The 17,739-nt window shown below is 40.8% G+C and carries 17 protein-coding genes and 1 tRNA gene; 17 read left to right on the forward strand and 1 reads right to left on the reverse strand.

What is annotated here, in order from left to right:
* Nucleotides 1–40 precede the first annotated feature (40 nt).
* The 12 genes from DN53_RS13970 (at nucleotide 41) to DN53_RS14020 (ending at nucleotide 11,591) form a co-directional block, all read left to right on the forward strand.
* On the forward strand, nucleotides 41–1,498 hold the full coding sequence (locus DN53_RS13970; protein WP_129655154.1) for an NAD(P)/FAD-dependent oxidoreductase: 1,458 nt from the start codon (nucleotides 41–43) through the stop codon (nucleotides 1,496–1,498).
* A 6-nt stretch (nucleotides 1,499–1,504) separates the two neighbouring features.
* The gene (locus DN53_RS18135) at nucleotides 1,505–1,639 is read left to right on the forward strand and encodes a hypothetical protein (RefSeq protein ID WP_262707914.1); all 135 of its coding nucleotides are present in this window, start codon (nucleotides 1,505–1,507) and stop codon (nucleotides 1,637–1,639) included.
* A 167-nt stretch (nucleotides 1,640–1,806) separates the two neighbouring features.
* Complete coding sequence (locus tag DN53_RS13975) at nucleotides 1,807–3,111, forward strand: TolC family protein (RefSeq protein ID WP_129655156.1); 1,305 nt, start codon at nucleotides 1,807–1,809, stop codon at nucleotides 3,109–3,111.
* A gap of 7 nt (nucleotides 3,112–3,118) precedes the next feature.
* On the forward strand, nucleotides 3,119–4,210 hold the full coding sequence (locus DN53_RS13980) for an efflux RND transporter periplasmic adaptor subunit (RefSeq protein ID WP_129655158.1): 1,092 nt from the start codon (nucleotides 3,119–3,121) through the stop codon (nucleotides 4,208–4,210).
* Nucleotides 4,211–4,226: 16 nt separating this feature from the next.
* Complete coding sequence (locus DN53_RS13985) at nucleotides 4,227–7,424, forward strand: efflux RND transporter permease subunit (protein ID WP_129655160.1); 3,198 nt, start codon at nucleotides 4,227–4,229, stop codon at nucleotides 7,422–7,424.
* Between the two features lies 1 nt (nucleotide 7,425).
* A complete protein-coding gene (locus DN53_RS13990) occupies nucleotides 7,426–7,731 on the forward strand; it encodes a hypothetical protein (RefSeq protein ID WP_129655162.1) in 306 nt (101 codons plus the stop codon).
* Between the two features lie 10 nt (nucleotides 7,732–7,741).
* On the forward strand, nucleotides 7,742–7,945 hold the full coding sequence (locus DN53_RS13995; RefSeq protein ID WP_116216925.1) for a YgaP family membrane protein: 204 nt from the start codon (nucleotides 7,742–7,744) through the stop codon (nucleotides 7,943–7,945).
* Between the two features lie 56 nt (nucleotides 7,946–8,001).
* A complete protein-coding gene (locus DN53_RS14000; protein WP_129655164.1) occupies nucleotides 8,002–8,559 on the forward strand; it encodes a YeeE/YedE family protein in 558 nt (185 codons plus the stop codon).
* On the forward strand, nucleotides 8,556–8,969 hold the full coding sequence (locus tag DN53_RS14005; RefSeq protein WP_129655166.1) for a DUF6691 family protein: 414 nt from the start codon (nucleotides 8,556–8,558) through the stop codon (nucleotides 8,967–8,969). Before DN53_RS14000 ends, DN53_RS14005 begins: the two co-directional genes overlap by 4 nt.
* Before the next feature lie 101 nt (nucleotides 8,970–9,070).
* Nucleotides 9,071–9,484: a response regulator gene (locus DN53_RS14010; protein WP_129655168.1), complete on the forward strand. Its 414-nt coding sequence runs from the start codon at nucleotides 9,071–9,073 to the stop codon at nucleotides 9,482–9,484.
* 108 nt (nucleotides 9,485–9,592) lie between these two features.
* A tRNA-Arg gene (locus DN53_RS14015) sits at nucleotides 9,593–9,664 on the forward strand.
* Nucleotides 9,665–9,953: 289 nt separating this feature from the next.
* Nucleotides 9,954–11,591 (forward strand): hypothetical protein, encoded by a 1,638-nt coding sequence (locus tag DN53_RS14020; RefSeq protein ID WP_129655170.1) that lies wholly within the window; start codon nucleotides 9,954–9,956, stop codon nucleotides 11,589–11,591.
* A gap of 1 nt (nucleotide 11,592) precedes the next feature.
* Here DN53_RS14020 and DN53_RS14025 read toward each other — a convergent pair whose 3' ends face one another.
* Nucleotides 11,593–12,333: a hypothetical protein gene (locus DN53_RS14025; protein ID WP_129655172.1), complete on the reverse strand. Its 741-nt coding sequence runs from the start codon at nucleotides 12,331–12,333 to the stop codon at nucleotides 11,593–11,595.
* Nucleotides 12,334–12,534: 201 nt separating this feature from the next.
* On the opposite strand from DN53_RS14025, the gene DN53_RS17965 reads away from it, so the two are divergent.
* From DN53_RS17965 to DN53_RS14045, 5 genes are all read left to right on the forward strand, one after another.
* The gene (locus DN53_RS17965) at nucleotides 12,535–12,696 is read left to right on the forward strand and encodes a hypothetical protein (protein WP_165357434.1); all 162 of its coding nucleotides are present in this window, start codon (nucleotides 12,535–12,537) and stop codon (nucleotides 12,694–12,696) included.
* Between the two features lie 73 nt (nucleotides 12,697–12,769).
* Nucleotides 12,770–14,689, forward strand: coding sequence for a tetratricopeptide repeat-containing sensor histidine kinase (locus DN53_RS14030; RefSeq protein WP_129655173.1), 1,920 nt, complete (start codon nucleotides 12,770–12,772; stop codon nucleotides 14,687–14,689).
* Nucleotides 14,690–14,698: 9 nt separating this feature from the next.
* Nucleotides 14,699–15,367, forward strand: coding sequence for a DNA-binding response regulator (locus tag DN53_RS14035; RefSeq protein WP_129655175.1), 669 nt, complete (start codon nucleotides 14,699–14,701; stop codon nucleotides 15,365–15,367).
* Nucleotides 15,368–15,684: 317 nt separating this feature from the next.
* Nucleotides 15,685–16,581 (forward strand): hypothetical protein, encoded by an 897-nt coding sequence (locus tag DN53_RS14040; protein WP_129655177.1) that lies wholly within the window; start codon nucleotides 15,685–15,687, stop codon nucleotides 16,579–16,581.
* Entirely contained in the window at nucleotides 16,571–17,734 is a 1,164-nt protein-coding gene (locus DN53_RS14045; RefSeq protein WP_129655179.1) for a hypothetical protein, read from the forward strand. The genes DN53_RS14040 and DN53_RS14045 overlap by 11 nt, the downstream gene beginning before the upstream one ends.
* The last annotated feature ends 5 nt before the right edge of the window (nucleotides 17,735–17,739 follow it).

Raw genomic sequence — 17,739 nt, forward strand, 5'->3', positions numbered from 1 at the left:
CTGAAAACCTAAAGGTAACTTTGGGTAAATCGTAAAGAAAATGGCCAAAATAGTTGTTTTGGGAGCTGGTATTGCGGGTCATGTGGCAGCCTCCCATCTTAGAAGAAAGCTCAATAAGGAGCATGAGGTTGTGGTGGTTTCCCCCAATAGCAATTACCAATGGATTCCCTCCAATATTTGGGTGGGGATCGGTAGAATGAAACCACAGGATATCCTATTTCCATTGGCGCCTTTATATGCCAAAAAGCATATCGATTACAAACAGGCAAAAGCCGTTAGTTTTCATCCTGAAGGAGATCAAGATCAGAATAGGCCCTATGTATTGGTTGAATACGTGTCTGAAGGGAACAAAGGGAACAAGGAAAAAGTAACCTATGATTACTTGGTCAATGCCACGGGGCCAAAGCTCAATTTTGAAGCTACGGAAGGACTCTCCCCCGGGAAGAACAAAGCACATTCCGTTTGCACCTATACCCACGCCCAAGAAGCGTGGAATGCATTGGAGGAGGTCATAGAACAAATGAAGCAAGGTAAGAAAATCAAAATATTGATTGGTACAGGCCATGCCAAATCCACCTGCCAGGGCGCTGCATTTGAGTATATCTTAAATGTGGAGCAGGAACTTAGAAGACACAACGTAAGGGATAAGGCAGAAATCACATGGATTTCCAATGAGTTCAACCTAGGGGATTTTGGAATGGATGGTATGTTGATGAGCTACGGAAGCAACATCATGAAATCCAGCGAAATGGTGGGAATGGTCTTTGAAGATAGAAACATCTCGTGGATTTTGGGTGCCGGGGTCAATAAGGTCGAAGATGGGGTGGCCCATTACGAAAATTTGGACGGGGAGCAGAAACAGGAAAGTTATGACTTTGCCATGCTCATTCCCTCTTTTTCGGGCCATGGGTTTAAAGCCTATGATAGAACTGGGATGGATATCACGGATAAACTTTTTAAGGGATTTATGATCGTGGATGCGGACTATACCCCCAAACCCTATGAGGAATGGAGTGTACAAGACTGGCCGGAGACCTATCAAAATCCATTATATCCCAACATTTTTGCTCCCGGCATTGCCTTTGCGCCACCCCATAGCATTTCAAAACCCAGAAAGAGCAAAAATGGCACGGATATTACCCCTGCTCCGCCAAGAACAGGAATGCCATCCGGAATTACGGCAAAATTAGTGGCCGATAACATTATAGAAATGATCAAACAATCCAATAAGGAACTTCACCATAAAGGATCCATGGGCAATATGGGAGCCGCATGTATTGCATCGGCAGGGTTTGGAATGACCACGGGAAGTGGTATAAGCATTACTACCTATCCTATCGTCCCCGATTATCAGAAGTATCCGGATACCCATGGAAGAAAACTGGGGAAAACCTTTGGTTCCATTGGATTGGCAGGACACTGGTTGAAATTGGCCCTGCACTATGCCTTTATATACAAAGCAAAAATGAAACCCCTTTGGTGGTTGATCCCAGAATAGAAAATTATGACACGAAGAATATCTAAATACAAGCGATTTATGATGATGAACCCCATTGTCCAGTTTTTTAAGTTCATCTATTTGAGCATTAAAGTATTGCTGGTGGTCGCAGGCGGACATGGGGGAACCCGAAGCGCTTAGCATATAACCGTTTCTTTTTTATGGGCCTTGGTGCAATCCTATGCTAATGGAGTAAGGATGTGTCAGGGCTTTTTTATGGTGTGGAAACGGCACATTTTTTCTTGGTAACCAAGGTTACTGTGTAGGGATTTTAACGAATCTATTTTTGACACAAATTAATTACGCATATGAAACGATTATTTGTTCTAATACTATTCTTTTCTGCACAGCTACAGATTCTTGCCCAAGATCATGTGCGGATTTCTTTGGAGGATGTCCAGATGAGGGTGCAAGAATCCAACGCCAACATTAAAGTATCCGAACAGGAGGCCAAGATGGCCAAGTATGATTATAGGTTCTCCAATTCCATCTTTTTGCCACAGATTGCGGTATCACACACGGGAATGGCAACCACGAATCCATTGATGGCTTTTGGCTCTAAATTGAACCAAGAGGTTTTGACCCAGGCAGATTTCAATCCAGCCTTATTGAACGACCCCGATGAGATCAAAAACTATGCAACAGTGGTGTCGGTGCAACAACCCTTGATCAACCTGGATGGGTTTTACCAGCGTAAAGCGGCCAAAACTACCATGGAGGCCAAAGAACTCCAGGCGATGAGAACCCGGGATTATTTGGATTTTGAGGCCCAGAAAGCCTATGGACAACTGCAATTGGCCCATCGTGCCGTGGCGGTGTTGCAAAAAGCACATGAAGCGGCAAATGCCAACCTGAATATGGCACAGAACAGCTATGACCAAGGATTACTTCAAAAAGCAGATCTACTGGAAGTGAAAGTGCGGGTGACCGAAGTTTCCGATCAGTTGAAAACAGCCAAGAGCAATGTCCAAAATGTATCGGACTATTTGGCTTTCTTGATGAACGAACAGGGAAATGTGGTCTATGAACCCTCCGAAGAACTGGTTCCGGATAATCTTGATGAAAACATGGATGTTTCCTTGGAAAACAGGGCCGATGTGAAAGCCATGGACCTAGTGTCCGAAGCCTACAAAGCGAACATGAGGGCAGATAACATGACCTTTTTGCCTAGGCTCAATGCCTTTGCCAGTTACGAAATGTACGACGACCAGATTTTTCAGGCAGACGCCAAAGGATATATAGTCGGGGCAAGTTTGAGCTGGGACGTGTTCAAAGGCTCCCAACGATTTGCCAAAGCAGGAAAAAGCAAAACAAACTATGAAAAAGCAAAACAAGAATACGAACAGTACGTCGCCAAAAGCACTATGGAGTTACAACGCACCAAACGGATGGTCGAAGATGCGCAAAGCAGGCTCCAGACCTCAAAATTGGTTATGGAACAGTCCGAAGAATCATTGAGGATACGTACCAACCGATTTGGGGAAGGCTTGGAAAAAACAACCGATTTATTAATGGCCGAGGCCACCTATGCCGAAAAGCAATTGGCCTACTATCAGACCATTTTTGAATACAATCAAGCCCAATCCCTACTCACATTTTTAACCAAAGAATAATTGTAACATGAAAAACACTACGATATATAAAAGTTTCATTTTAACTGCATCCTTGGGTCTTACCCTAATGGGCTGTGGAAGTGATAAAAAACAAACTGCGGATACAACCGTAGCAGTACCGGTAACCGTTGCCGATGTGGATACAGGAAATAGCTCCACCATTTTGGCCGGAAGTGGTCAAATTACAGCCGTAAACAGTGCCACCTTGAGTACCCGAATGATGGGCTATGTAGAGTCCCTTCCTGTGAAGATAGGTCAGAAAGTAAACAAGGGAGACCTGCTTATTTCTATCAACAATGTGGATCTACGGGCCAAAAAAGCGCAAGTGGAAGCTTCCATTACCGAAGCTACGGTAGCCTTCAACAATGCGAAAAAAGACTACGAAAGATTCCAGAACCTTTTTAAAGAGAGCAGTGCCTCACAAAAGGAGCTGGATGATATGACTGCCCGTTACGAAATGGCCAAAGCCAGATTGGAAGCGGCCAATCAAATGAAGAACGAGGTGAATTCCCAGTTCGCCTATGCCAACATTAGGGCGCCTTTCAATGGGGTGGTCACCAACACCTATATCGATGAGGGAGACATGGCTAACCCCGGGGTTCCCTTAGTATCGGTGGAATCCCCAGGAACAGGATTTGAGGTGGAGGCCAAGGTGGCCGAAAACAATATTTCTTCCATTGAAGTCGGAACTAAGGCGCAGATTTTAGTGAAAGCGTTGGATACCACCCTTACAGGTGAAGTATCCGAATTGAGTGCTTCGGCACAAAATACAGGAGGACAATATATAATGAAGGTGGCATTGGACAAGACAGAAGCCAAGATTTTGTCAGGCATGTATGCAACCATAAGGCTGGAGACGGAACAAAAAGGTTATGGGAATGACTTGGTTGTGGTTCCGTCGAAGGCCCTGGTGCATAAAGGTCAATTGACTGGGGTATATACCTTGGGTCAAGATAATGTGGCCTTGCTTCGCTGGTTGCGTTTGGGCGAAAATTATGGTGATGAAGTAGAAGTGTTATCCGGATTGTCCAAAGGAGACCAATACATCGTATCAGCCGAAGGAAAGCTGTACAATGGCGTTAAAGTAAGCATTCAATAACCCTAAAAAGCTAACAATGAAAGACGGACTAGCAGGAAAAATAGCCAAAGGGTTTATCAGCTCCAAACTAACGGTGCTCTTAATGATCGTTTTCATGGTCATTGGAGTGTACAGTTCTTTTTTGATCCCAAGGGAAGAGGAGCCACAGATTGATGTACCCATGGCGGATATTTTTGTGGGATACCCTGGCGCCAGCCCAACTGAGGTGGAATCCAGGATCACAAAACCGCTTGAAAAAATTATATCGAACATTAAAGGCGTAGAGTACGTGTACACCACTTCCATGCAGGAGCAGGGGATGGCCATTGTGCAGTTCTACGTTGGGGAAGATATCGAAAGATCATTGGTGCGCTTGTATGACGAAATCAACAAGCACATGGATCAAATGCCAAACGGGGTTACCATGCCTTTGGTGAAAACCCGTGCGATTGACGATGTGCCCATGCTTGCTCTAACCCTTTGGAGTGATGAATACGATGATTTTCAGCTACGAGAGATTTCTGGAGAACTGATCAATGAGGTTGAAAAAGTAAACGGGGTTTCCATCACTAAAAAGATTGGTGGAAGAAACCGTCAGCTTCGTGTGGTGGTGGATAAGGATAAAATGGCCGAATCAGGTATCGATATGTTGGCCGTGGCCCAAATGATCCAAGCTAACAACCAACAAATGGATGCTGGGAATTTCCTGTCCAACGATACCGAGTTCCACATCAGCACAGGCAACTTTTTGGAAAGCAAGGAAGATCTGGAAAACTTGATCGTGGGCACCAAACAAAATCAACCTATTTATCTAAAACAGGTGGCAACAGTTTTGGATGGTCCAGAATTGCCCAAAAATTATGTTTCCCTAGGATTTGGAGCTGCAAGCGAGAAGTCAGAAACTTTCAAATCTGAATATCCAGCGGTAACCATTTCCATTGCCAAAAGAAAAGGCGCCGATGCCATGAAGATTGCCGATGTGGTGTTGGACAAGGTGGAGCATTTAAAATCAAATTTGATTCCCGATGATGTACATGTAGAGGTAACCCGTAACTACGGTCAAACAGCATCGCAAAAAGTATCTGAATTGTTGATGCACTTGATTGGTGCAATCATTGCCGTGACCTTTGTGGTGATGTTGGCCATGGGTTGGAGAGGTGGATTGGTAGTGTTCCTTTCTGTACCAATAACATTCGCTTTGACCTTGCTCAGCTATTACATGCTCGATTACACTTTGAACCGAATCACTTTGTTTGCTTTGGTGTTTGTAACGGGTATTGTAGTGGACGACTCCATCATTATCGCGGAGAACATGCACCGCCACTTTAAGATGAAACGTTTGCCGTTCAAAGATGCAGCACTCTATGCCATCAATGAGGTAGGAAACCCGACCATTCTGGCCACCTTTACGGTAATCGCATCCGTATTACCCATGGCATTTGTATCGGGATTGATGGGGCCTTATATGTCCCCAATGCCCATCGGAGCATCCATTGCTATGTTGTTGTCCCTGTTTGTGGCCTTGACCATAACCCCTTATTTGGGATTCATCTTCTTGAGAGAAAAGGACAAAAAGAAGAACACAAAAGAAAAAGAGGCGGTCGAAATTCAAGACACCTTTATTTATAAAGCCTACGAACGTTTCGAAAAACCACTGATTGAAAGTAGAAAGAAGCGATGGGTATTTATTGGTATTACTGTGGTCTTGTTATTTGCTTCTGTGGGGATGTTCTTCACGAAATCGGTAGCCGTAAAAATGCTTCCTTTTGATAATAAGAACGAATTCCAAGTGGTGATTGACCTCCCTGAGGGATCTACTTTGGAACGTACTTCAGCAGTTGCCAAAGAAGTAGGGGCATATTTGTCCACTAGGCCCGAAGTGGTGAACTATCAAACCTATGTGGGTACTTCTGCACCCATAACATTCAACGGATTGGTGAGACATTATGATTTACGAGGAGGAAGCAATATGGCCGATATTCAGGTAAATCTTACCGATAAGCATGATCGAAGCGAGCAAAGTCACGATATCGCCAAGTTATTGCGACCTAAAATCCAAGAGTTGGGCAAAAAGTACAATGCCAACATCAAGATTGTTGAGGTGCCACCAGGACCTCCTGTGCTTTCAACTATTGTTGCTGAGGTGTACGGGCCCGATTACGATAAGCAGATTGCATTGGCCGATGATGTAAAAGGCATTTTGAACAATACCACCGATGTTGTGGATGTGGATTGGATGGTTGAGGACGACCAAGTGGAATACGATTTTGTGGTAGATAAAGAGAAAGCGATGCTTTATGGTGTAACGCCACAACAAATTGTTCAGGTGATGGCCATGGCTTTCCGTGAGCAGCCCGTTTCCCACATTTATCGCGAAGAAGCATTCGACCAAATCGGAATTGTGTTATCCGTTAGTGAAAAAGACAAATCGAGCTTGGATCAAATTCAACAATTAAAAATAACATCCCAACAAGGGAATATGGTGTCCGTGGGTGATTTGGTTTCCATAAAAGAGGGAACCAAAGCCAAGAGCATCTATAGAAAAAACCAAAAGCGAGTGGTTTATGTGATGTCCGATATGGCTGGTGAACTGGAAAGCCCAGTGTATGCCATTTTGGGCATGACGGATAAGTTAAATCAATTGGAGCTACCTCAAGGCTATTCCATTAACGAGCTCTATATGGAGCAACCCCAGTATGAGGATGACTATACGGTGAAGTGGGATGGGGAATGGCAAATAACCCTTGAGGTGTTCCGTGATTTGGGAATTGCATTCCTTGGTGTAATTGTGATCATTTATATGTTGATCGTAGGATGGTTCCAAAACTTTAAAGCGCCAATGGTGATGATGGTGGCCATTCCACTTTCCTTGATCGGAATTGTGTTGGGTCACTGGATGTTGGGCGCATTTTTTACCGCAACCTCCTTTATCGGGATGATTGCCCTGGCGGGAATCATGGTGCGGAACTCGGTATTGCTTATCGACTTCATCAACCTTAGGTTGAATGAGGGAGTTCCCCTAAAGCAAGCCGTAATTGAAGCAGGTGCCGTGCGTACCACACCTATTTTGTTAACGGCAGGAACCGTTGTTATTGGAGCTTTTGTGATCTTGTTCGACCCAATTTTCCAAGGGTTGGCCATATCACTCATGGGAGGAACCATAGTGTCTACCGTATTGACGCTGTTGGTGGTGCCATTGGTGTATTATATGATTGAACGTAAAAATTATAGTTAACATGAAAATGATCATTGTTACCACGGTAGAGGAATACAAAAAGGATGTCCTGAAGATTTTTAAAAAGGCAGGTGTTGAAAGTTTTAGCGGTTCCGATATCGATGGATACAAAGGAGCCGCCCCATTGATGTATACCAGCAGTTGGTTCCCCAGTGAAAAAGGTGGGGCCGCTTCCAATATGTTTTTCTCGTTCACCGAAGGGGAAAAAGTGACCGAACTGTTCAAACTCTTGAAACAGTTTAATGAGGAGAGTGAGACCACCAACCCCATAAAGGCGGTGGAAATCCCTATTGAAAGAACCGTTTAAAATACTTAAAATGAGAAATAGAATTGTAAGAGGAGTAGCAGGAACATTTATATTGATCAGTTTGATTTTGGCCATTTATGTGAACATCAATTGGCTTTGGTTTACTGCGTTTGTTGGTGCCAATTTGTTGCAATCATCATTAACCAAATGGTGCTTGTTGGAAGATATCCTGAAAAAGTTCGGCGTTTCCGACTCGGACAAGAGTTGCTGTTGAAACCGTAGGTTTGATATTTAAGGCATTTTCTCCACCTTTGTCATAAATTGGAGAAAATGCTTTATCAAACATGGCCTTGGTATGTATCGGGCCCCCTTATAGCCCTGATCATGGCACTGCTCATTTTAATGGGCAAACGTTTCGGAATGTCTTCCAACCTAGAGACGTTTTGTTCTATTGGTGGGGCGGGAAAGTTTTCGGATTACTTCAAAGTGGATATTAAATCCAAACGCTGGAACCTATTGGTGGTTCTGGGCTCCGTTATAGGAGGATTTTTGGGAGCACATTGGTTGTCGCCCAACCCCACAGTGGATATTTCACCCAAAACCGTAACCAAACTTCAAGAATTGGGGTTTGATAGCGCCGGAAAAGCCTATTTGCCCCCGGAGCTTTTTAGTTTGGAATCGTTGTCCGACCCAAAAATTTGGATCATTCTGTTGATTGCAGGTTTTTTGGTGGGCTTCGGAACCCGTTATGCCGGTGGGTGTACTTCTGGACATGCCATCTCCGGTCTCAGTAATCTGCAACGACCTTCGCTCATAGCGGTCATCGGATTTTTTATTGGTGGACTGATCATGGTTCACTTGTTGTTCCCCTTAATTTTCGCATCATGAAGAACTTGGCATATATTTTAATCGGTACTTTTTTGGGAATTGTCCTTTACAAATCGGAAGCGGCCTCTTGGTTTAGGATTTATGAAATGTTCCAATTCGATTCTTTTCACATGTATGGCATAATCGGTTCTGCTTTGGCCGTAGGGGTTATTTTGGTCTTATGGATCAAAAAATCAAAAGTGAAATCCTTTTCAGGAGAACCCATTAGCATACCCGACAAAGAGAAATCCTTTACCCGATATATTGTGGGAGGAACGCTCTTTGGATTGGGTTGGGCGTTGGCAGGGGCATGCCCTGGACCGATGTATGTTTTGGCGGGTGCCGGTTTTTGGCCCATACTTATAGTTATAGTTGGGGCGTTGTTCGGAGCCTTTATCTATGGTGTTTTGAGTGATAAATTGCCACATTGAGGTTGATTTAACGGAATATTTGGGCAAAACAACGAGTTTGGATGGCATCTCAGAAGTAGGGCTTTAGCTTTGGAGCACCCAAACCTACTTATAGTCCCAAGATGAAGCTTACCGTTTGTATCATAGACGATGATTTAGTGTCCCAGTTTGCGACGCGTTACTGCATACAGCAATCCCAAGGAGATTTTGATATTATTACCTGTGCCAGTGGAGAGGAAGGCCTTTCCGTGTTTCTGGACTTGGTAGAGAATAATGGAAGTCTGCCAGATGTGGTCTTTTTGGACTTGGTCATGGAAGGAATGAATGGGTGGACTTTTTTGGAGAATATTCAAAATCTCTTTAAAGGACATGTACTTCCCAGGGTCTACATACTGTCAGCCTTTTCCAATACGTTGGACAGGACCATTGCCAAGGGGAATCAACTCATTTCAGGGTATATAGACAAGCCACTTTCCCGTTCTTTTTTGGATAAAATCTTACAACAGGAACGAAAGAGGGCCGGTTTTTCCTCCTAGAAACTGTTTGTGCGCTCTTCATATACTAAGACTTTATGTTGAGTAAAGGCCAATTGGTAGTGCAAAGTTTTTCAAAAAAACATATTTTTGCAGTCCATTTTCAGGAATGGCCCCGTAGTTCAATGGATAGAATAGAAGTTTCCTAAACTTTAGATGCAAGTTCGATTCTTGCCGGGGCTACAAAGTAGCCGCGCAAACATCCAAAGTGTGCAAAGCGAAGCTTTGGAATCGAAGTTTATGCCGTACCCTGATATGGTGATTCTTGCCGGGGCTACTTTTTGACTTCCGAATGATTCAATTCATCATTGAAAATTAAATATTTTTTGATTTTAATTGAATTCCTTTGTAAATAGCAGATGTTTCTTTTTACATGAACCTTAGAACAGAACAAAAGGTCAAGTTTTGGTTGTTCATAATAGCCAAGACCCTGGCGATTATACTAGTTGGCTATAAGTTGATTGATCTGTTCATGAACAAACAAGAACAAGAAACAAGTCCAATTGAGGAAATCGAAAAAAGCGTGAATGTAGACACTTTGGTTAGAGATTCTACTTTAATCATTGATTCGACGCGCCCTACCCAGGATTTAAAGGGCAAATCTGTTGAGGAAGGTTTGATAAAGGAAAATCCTAAAGTCTTTGTTGATCATAAAAAAATCGTCCAAGTGGCAAATATCATGAATGCCCCTGTAGTGGATAATGATGTGGTACTGTCCATGTTACTAGGCGAAAAAATACTCTTAGAGGAGGATGTTGACTGGGAAAAGCATGCGGAGTTTCACCTTAAAAGAAGCAAGCTATATGCAAAACGAACAGATCTTAGGAGTAAGCTTTTACGCATGCAATTTGCTTTGTCAGAGAATGTAAAAATGCCAAAAGAGCAATGGGCAGGGTACTATAAGGACTGGATTCTTGAAAATGCCAAACATCCGACTAGAGATGTTTCAGTAATAATTGAGCCTAATCGGGTCAAGAGTGAAGAAGGTCAGGTAATGATTGATCTTGGAAAACTGAGGAATACGGGTTTTGCAGAAGAAAATCTGGGCAATCTTTTAGGGTCAAAAAAAATTGACCCAAAGCGTACTTCGCTAATGGTGACCGATTCGCCTGGTTTTATGGGATATTATGTATATCAAAACGATAAGGCGTATGCACAGGTCAAGATAGAGAATATAGAAAAGCCTATTTATGAACTCAGGTGGAAGCTAAAACTGGAAGTTGATAATATTGATATGTCTCATTACAACGACATGAAGTATTTATTTTACCATGTCCGCCCAATAGCTTTGCAATATAAACACCCTACTGATGAGGATTGGAAAACAGCAAAAGACTTTTTAATCCTAAATCATTGGGAAAAGGAAAGCAAGAACATAGTACCGGTGGCAATACATTCAAGTAAAGCATTTTTTAATTATGATGTCTTATTGTCCATGGTATTGTCCAATAAATTGGTTTCCATTGAAGACATTGACTGGAAATTTTTTGCATTTAGAAATTTTTCCAATGCCGCAATGGATAAGACCAAGAAAAGTGAATATCAATACCCCAGAATATTTGCGAATGATTTTTACGACAACTATAAGCCCACTACTTTTCCTGAAGGCATTTTTGAACATTACAAGAATTGGGTGGTAAATAGTTCCGATACAAGCATCAAAAGTATTTATCAGCCTGTTTCCAAACTTAAAACAAAGGAAGGTTTCAAAGCCAACAAGACCCAATACACTTTTACCATAGGAAACAGAGTGAGTTTTAGATATTCTGTGTCATCAAATATTATTGATTTTAAGGGGTTGGACCCCAAAAAAGTAAGTCTCAATACCCTGGATGGGAATGGAAGGGAACTTTTTTTTAAAAATATATTTTTTGTTTATCCAGAAACAGCCAACCTTGGTATTTCGGTGGAGTTGCCAGATGATTTAAAAATAGAACCCTATGATTTCTCGAAAAATTGGAGGGTGGAGTTGAACCTTGACCGTATAGAGTTTGATAAAATCAACAATCAAGGATATGTTTTCTGCTATGTGAAACCCAAGGCCATACACTATAAGACCTATGATGGTAACTGGCATGTCTCCGAGAATTTTGAAATGACACAACTCTGAATCAATTTGTGTCCAAGATGTCGGGTAATGATACCTGTTCCCACCCCTCAAGGGCGTCACTTATTAGAATATTAAGGGTCAGCTCCCTGTAATCTATAGGCACAAAAAACAATCCGATACCACCAAAAAAGCGATAGACAAAGGAAGCCAATTTTTGCTTTTTTTCAAGTCTATTGATTTTCCTTTCCAAGTCGGAAATAATTCTGTCCCTTAATAGTAGCTCGTCCTTGACTTCGTTCTTAAAATGTTCAAATTCTTTTAGCAGACCTTTACTGAACTCATTATCTCCCATACCCTTTATTGTATTTCTGCTCTTTTTGCAAAAATCTATCTGAGCATCCAAAAACAAGATTTTTTCAGGTTTTGGATTAAAAATAGCATCCAAAATGGCATCAGTGGGGCGATGTGCCGAATAGTGTTCGTTGATCTCGTCCTGTCGATCAATTTGATTGGTGACCAAATCCCTGAATTTGGAACCCATGCCAAATACATATTTGACAATGGCATCCAGGGTAATTTTACTTGGGATATGGATTTTTGTACTGAGATGTTCTGTATTCTTCAATTGTTCCCGTAGCACCAATGCCCGGTTCAGGGACCTTTCAGATATGGAATATGCATTGTCCTCTAAATAATCCACAATTTCCTTGGTGTCTACCAAACCGTTGAAACGTTTGTGCAAACCATCTATAATATAGATGTAATGGGGGACGTGTTTTCTGTCAAGTTTGGTAATGGCCACAAACCAAATGTAGCTAAAAAACCTATAAAATCCCTAGAGAAACCAAGTCATGTCCGGACATGTCATGACATGACTGATCAGTGTTGCAAAACCTTTGTTTGTTTGTGGTACAATTGTTCGGATCGGGCTCATGGATGAACAATCGTAATTGAGAGGCCTCTCATTTTTTAAAAGGAATCATTAACGGATAAAATTTAAAAAATGGGAAATTTATTTAAAGCAATGGTGTTGCTTCTTATTCTGGGAAGCACACAGGTTTCATGTACAAAAGAGAGTATTAAGGAAGAGATGGATTTATATGAACAAGCAACGGAGGGGGATGATGAAACCCCTAGCGAAAAAAAGGGGGATCCAAATCAATAACAGTTAAACATTAAATCATTAATTTAAAGCCGCCCATAATTGGGCGGTTTCTTAATGTAACCATTCCAGTCCAATGTGTTCATCCCACGGTTCTTTAAAATTGTTTTTACCCATTCTGGTCTTTAGTTGGGTCACTGGGTGTAAACAAGACCTGAAGAACAGCACTAACTCCGCTGTCGAGGTTTTGTTTGAAAAAAGCAAAGGGGAGAATATTGACCCCAAAACCCGATTGGAATATTTAAATACCGCACTTGGCAAAATTTCCGAAAAGGACTTTGACTCGTTGGCCTTGGCCATTTTATACAACAAAAGCTACGGGCACTATTTATTGGGGCAATTGGATAGTTCACATTATGTTGATGTGCAAACATTGAAAAGAGCAATTCAACTGGATAATACATTCTACATTGCGCGAGCTGCTAGGGATATTGGAATATACTACGATAACAAGCAGGTGTACGACAGTGCATTTTTCTATCACAATGTTTCAAAGAACCATTTTCTTTATGTGAAGGACAGCAATCAGGTAGGTCGTAGGTTACTTCGTTTGGGAATTATTCAAAAGAACAAAAATGATTTTTTTGGGGCCAAGGAAACCCTTGTGGAGGCACTTCAGTTTTTGGGCGGGGAAGATGCCAAATATATAGCGTCCGTTCAAAATGAGTTGGGAACGGTAAATCGCAAATTATCCAACCATGAAGATGCCATAAATTACTTTCAGAAAGCCATAGCAACAACTTCTTCGGATGATGACAAGGTTGCATACAAAAACAATTTGGCAACCGCATATATAGATGTCAAGGATTATACATCATCTATGGATATATTGGAAAAGTTATTGTCAGATTCTGAACCCTCCCAGAATGCTGTGCGCTATGCCCGAATTCTCCACAACTATACATACGCAAAATGGAAGAACGGCAGTGTTGATGTTGAGAAAGGCTTTAGTGAGGCATTGAAAATCAGAAAGAACCATAAGGATTATCGAGGGCAGATTTCCAGTTATACGGACATTGCTGATTTTTTTTTGGAAAAGGAACCGACAATGGCCCTTAGGTATTTGGATACGGCCATTACTTTATCAAGAAAGTTGCAGATACCCCAAGGAGAGTTGGATGCCTTAAGCCTTCAAATAAAGTTGAATCCCCAAGAGATCAAATATAAGAGTCGATACATTACACTTAGCGATAGCATATACGGACAAGAGCTAAGGGTAAAGACCCAGTTTGCCAAATTAAAGTATGATGACCACCAAGAGAAGGAACACATAGCCCAATTGGAAAAAGACGCCATTGAACGTCGGGCTTATGTTGCGGAACAAAAAAACCAGAAAATAATTTTGTTATCGTTGAGCGGTATGCTTTTAATTGGGGGAATTTCATTGTTTCTGGTTCTTAAACAAAAACAAAAAAACAAAACCTTACAAGAGGTTTATAATACAGAAAGAAGAATTTCAAAAAAGATACACGATGAGCTGGCCAATACTATCTATGGGGTTATGGCCAGTGTGCAATATTCCCCTGATCTTAAAAAGGAATTGTTATTGGACAATTTGGACGTTATCTATCATAAAACAAGGGATATTTCCCATGAAACTGCAGATGTAAAGACAAATAATTTTAATGAAGAATTGAAAAAACTCATTTCTTTTTTTCAAACTCCGGAAGTAACAATTACCATAAAAGGAATGAAAGAGGATCTATGGGAAAACATAACTGATTCCAAAAAAATCGCTATCCATAGAGCATTGAATGAACTTTTGGTGAATATGAAAAAACATAGCGGGTCCACCTTGGTTGTCTTGGATTTTGAACGTCAACAAAAGGTCATGAGGATAAGCTATAAAGATAATGGTGTTGGATTTCAGAAAGGCAGAAAAAGGGGTTTGGGTCTGGAGAATACGGAAAACCGTATTCGCGGCATTGGGGGAACGTTTATTTTTGATTCTGAACCAGAAAAGGGAATGAAAGCCACCATCCTTTTTCATGTATAAGTCTGGATAATGTTCAAAAAAGTACTGGTTGTTGAGGATTTGGATAGCATTGGTTTTGGAATTGCCCAGATGCTCAAACAAGAAGCTAAAATAAAGGATGTTGTCCAGTCCCTATACTGTGATGATGCCCACTTGAAGTTTTTAAGGGCCCAAAAAGATAACGTGCCTTTTGATTTGGTCATTACTGACCTCTCCTTTAAGGAAGACCATCGAGGCAGTGTTATAAAATCCGGGGATGAACTGGTGAGGACTTTAAAGCTCTTGGATCCTGATCTAAAGGCGATCATTTATTCCGTTGAGAGTAGATACAATACAATTAAAACTTTTTTTGACAAGTCACAAATAGATGGCTACGTGTTAAAAGGCAGGTATGGGCTTAAGCACTTGGTGGAAGCATTAGGTGCAATAAAGAACAATACTGTTTATTTGTCTCCTGAATTGGCCAGTAATGTTAATCAAAAGGAACTTTTTGAAATTGAGGATTTTGATATAGAATTAATGTCCAGTTTGTCAAATGGTCTTACCCAGTCAGAAATATCTTCCCTATTAAAGAAAAAAGGAATATCCCCAAACAGTATGAGCTCCATTGAGAAGCGATTGAATAGGCTAAAATTGGAATTAAAGGCAAATAACACAATACAGCTTATAGCAAATGCCAAGGATTTAGGGCTTATTTAGTTGAATATACTTACGTAATAAAGAGCTTCTGGGCATTTAATCGATTTTCCATTTCCATTCATCTAATTTTCTATCACAGATATAGTTATTACGGGAACCCGTAAGGATATCAATCCAAGCTGGGTTAGGTTTGATGGAATCAAATGCAATAAATGAAAAATACGCACCTCGTCTTACTTGGATGGATTTTTTTTGTCATCCCCATTATATCCATGGCGCAAAACAAGGATTTTAGTTTAGACGCTCCGAACAATAATTTTTTACCCATAGAACTACAGACCTATCAAGGGTTGCCCCGCTTTGGTGTCCTAAACGGAATGGGGAAGGATAACCCTGGTATGGGGTCCAAGGAACTATCATACCAAGATATCACTAGATGGAATTACAAGAGATATTTCAGCTTGGTTGAACTTTTCTTTTTTGAAAAGTTTTATGACAAATTAAATTCAGATAACCTCTTGACCAATTATGGGCCCGCTAGTATTCAGCTTCGCAATGACAAGGATCAATTATACAATTATATCGCTCAGGAACACTTGCTTAAGATAGCTCCCATTTTATGTGCTGATGAGACATTTGCCAAATATTTTAAAAATCATGAAGGTAAATCTGTCTATCTCAATTTTAGTCGGATTTGGGGAGGTAGGGGTTCAGATGAGTTTAGGCAACTAGAATTGTTCAAGGACTTTACTGTCAATCATTTAAAAACATTAAGGGATTGGTCCATAGGTTTTTGGGAAAATGATTCTTTGGAAGCTTATTTGGTGTCGGTGATTGACATCTCCTCTAAATATGACTTTGTAAAGGAAGGTCTTTGGTCAAAAATTCGACAAGATGCCATTACCCAAACATTAAAGGAAAGCATTACAGACCTTAACTTTAATTTCCACGGTTATAGTAGGCACGGCTCCCCAACAAGTATCAAGGATGTTATATATATAGGCCGGAACAGTTATGAGCGTAATAGCGGCTATAAGCAAGTTCTGATACCTATGAGTTCTGAGGAAGCAAAGAGTATCCAGAATGAATATGGAACTTATCCACATCTTTATCTTGTTCAGAAAATAAAAATTGAATTATTGAAAATATCCTCCAGAGGAGTAAGCGGGCAGATAGATTTATCTTATTCCATAGCAAGTCCTAGTTTGGATATTTTTCTTGATCCTGGTCTTAAAAATAAAATCACCTCCCTCAATTACAACAATGATTTTTAACAAGCAAAATATGTGTAGCAAAAGGATTCTTGGCATAGTAGCATGTTGTTTTATGATTGGGATTCAGACTTCTGATGCCCAATTTTTAAAAAAATTGAAAGATGCCGCCAAAAAGGAAGTAAATAAAGTCGCTGATGGACTTACCAAAAAAAAGAAGACAAAGTCTAATGAAGACACCTCTCTGGAAGAAGAAACAAAAAAAGAAGAGAGGGTGAAATTAGGGCAAATTTCTACAAAGGAGATACCGCAGGGGTTATCCTTTGATGCTCCTAATGAGTCTTTTAGGTCATTTAGTGTACAAGAACATAATGGTTTGCCAAGATTTGGGGTATTGGATTCATATGGTTCGGGATCAAAAACTAAACTCCCATGGGGTTATACGACCTATACAGACATACTACTGTTAAAATATGGTGACATATTAAATCTACCATTGATATTAAACACTACATCTTCAGAGACTTTCTTGAAGTATTTCTGCAATGATGAGAGAGGGGACTGTAACGATCAAAATCGAAATGCCATCTTAAATTCCCCCAACTTAAGATCTAGAGGTGGCGTAGCAAGAAATTGGGGAGGGTATGGTGCCAATCAATTTGAAAAAGAACGCAAAAAAAATGATTTCATGGAAAAACATGCTCCTACTTTGGTCGATTGGAGTAAAACATTTTGGAAAGATGATACACAAATGGCCTACAATGTAAGCTATGTCCGTTTAACATCAAGTAATCCCTACGATTTTGAAAGAAAGGGATATTGGGTTAACAATCCTTTAAAGAGTGGACCCAATCTTAATTCCCAAAGATTTGTATGTAGGTATTTCCCCATAAATAGATATGAAAAGAATCCTGATAACGAATCTATATATGTTTTATTGAAAATGGATGAAAGCACAGCAGAAAATCTGATAAATGAAAAGACTTCGGTGTTGTATGCCGTTATGAAGATTAAATTATCATTTACCCAAGTTGAGGAGGCAAATCGGGAAGTTAACATGAGAAGCAAGCGAGTAATGTTTAACTATTGTCATGAAAGCCCTGTAGTGGAATTTTACAAAGATGAGGCTCTGACCCTTAAAGTAGGAGAGCTGTCTTACGAAGATGAGGATATTGAATTTAGCAATATTCCTCCCTTGTACATGAGTAAAAATTAGCTATA

The organism is Flagellimonas olearia (genome assembly GCF_004150225.1).
In the GTDB taxonomy this organism is placed as follows: Bacteria; Bacteroidota; Bacteroidia; order Flavobacteriales; family Flavobacteriaceae; genus Flagellimonas; species Flagellimonas olearia.